1 protein-coding gene is annotated in these 1,463 nt (G+C 68.4%); it reads left to right on the top strand.

What is annotated here, in order from left to right; all coding sequences use genetic code 11:
• The first annotated feature begins 555 nt into the window (after positions 1 to 555).
• Positions 556 to 1,368: a nitroreductase/quinone reductase family protein gene (locus tag ACFV4N_RS43685; RefSeq protein ID WP_499678592.1), complete on the top strand. Its 813-nt coding sequence runs from the start codon at positions 556 to 558 to the stop codon at positions 1,366 to 1,368.
• Positions 1,369 to 1,463 lie beyond the last annotated feature (95 nt).

Genomic DNA, 1,463 nt, shown 5'->3' on the forward strand with positions numbered 1-1,463 from the left:
CCCAACCGCGCTTGTCAAGGGGTCCACGCCCTTCGGACCCCTTGACGAGTGTGGTTGCCTCAGGCAGGCCATACGGGGAGACCACGAGCAGCAAGTTGTTTTTCCTCTCCGGAGGCCTGCCCAGCGGCGAGCGACCGCTTTTAATCTTCATCCCCCATTGCCGCCCTCCGACAACCACCTATAAGCTCACCCCCGTGACTGCCGGGTCGGCCTTGAGCCAAGCACGAGAGAGTCACCCGGCCACGGCGTGACCGCCGGGCGGGCCCGAGGCCCGCCGCACCACCGGGTTTCCGCGCACAGGACAACACGCGTTCCAGCGTCGCCGGAACGCGCCACCAGCGCGACGCACCCACTCCCAGGGCTTCCTGAACCACCCTGGCTTCAGGGCGTTCTCAACCGCCCAGCTTCAGGGCGTTCTCAACCGCCCCAGCGCGCCCGCGCTGCCACCTCACCCGCTCCACACCTCTCCCTCCACCAACCGCATACCAACGCGCCAACACGGCTGAATCAATCCGTGGCCATTTCGCCACGCCCAAAAACGCCCAGGAGCACCGCATGGATTTCAACCAACAAGTGATCGACGAGTTCCGCGCCAACAACGGCCGCGTGGGCGGCCCGTTCGAGGGCGGCAGGCTCATCCTGCTGACCACCACGGGCGCCAAGTCGGGCAACCGCCACACCACCCCGGTCGGCTACCTGCCGGACGGCGACCGCATCCTGGTCATCGCCTCGGCCGGCGGCGCCCCGCACCACCCGGACTGGTTCCACAACCTCCAGGCGAACCCGGTCGTCCAGGTGGAGGACGGCGTCTTCACCTACGACGCCAAGGCGACCGTCCTGGCGCAACCCGAACGGGACGAGATCTGGGCCCGCGCCGTGGAGGCCGAGCCGGGCTGGGCCGAGTACCAGGCCAAGACCACCCGGCCGATCCCCGTCGTGGCCCTGGAGCAGATCGCCGGCGGCCCGCCGAACGCGTCGAGCTGGGGGGAGGGCCTCAGGCTTATCCACGACGCCTTCCGCCGTGAACTCCGGACGATCCGCCGCGAGGTGGAGGCATCCGGCAGCACCCTCGGAGCCCAGCTGAAGGTCAACTGCCTGACCGCGTGCCAGGGTTTGCGCTTCCACCACACCGCGGAGGACACCGCCACGTTCCCCGCGCTGGAGACCAGGTTCCCGGAACTGACCCCGACCCTGGACCGCCTGCGCCAGGAGCACGAGCACCTCTCGGCCCTCCTGGCCGAACTCCAGCGGACCCTGGACCGGAACGACCCGACCACCCTCCGCGCCGACGTCGACCGGCTGATCACCGACCTGGAGGCGCACCTGACCTACGAGGAGGAACAACTGATCCCGTTTTTGGACGCCTGACAAAGGACGGGGCACTGAACCTACGACTCACGCGTCCTGAACGTACGACTCACCCGCCCTGAACGTACGACTCGCGCGTCCCGACCGTACGACTC

The sequence above is a fragment of the Actinosynnema sp. NPDC059797 genome, from assembly GCF_042732085.1.
GTDB lineage: Bacteria > Actinomycetota > Actinomycetes > Mycobacteriales > Pseudonocardiaceae > Actinosynnema.

What these genes read in the sequence shown, in the direction of transcription:
- ACFV4N_RS43685 (WP_499678592.1), top strand. Translation starts at nt 556, where the DNA reads ATGGATTTCAACCAACAAGTGATCGACGAGTTCCGCGCCAACAACGGC.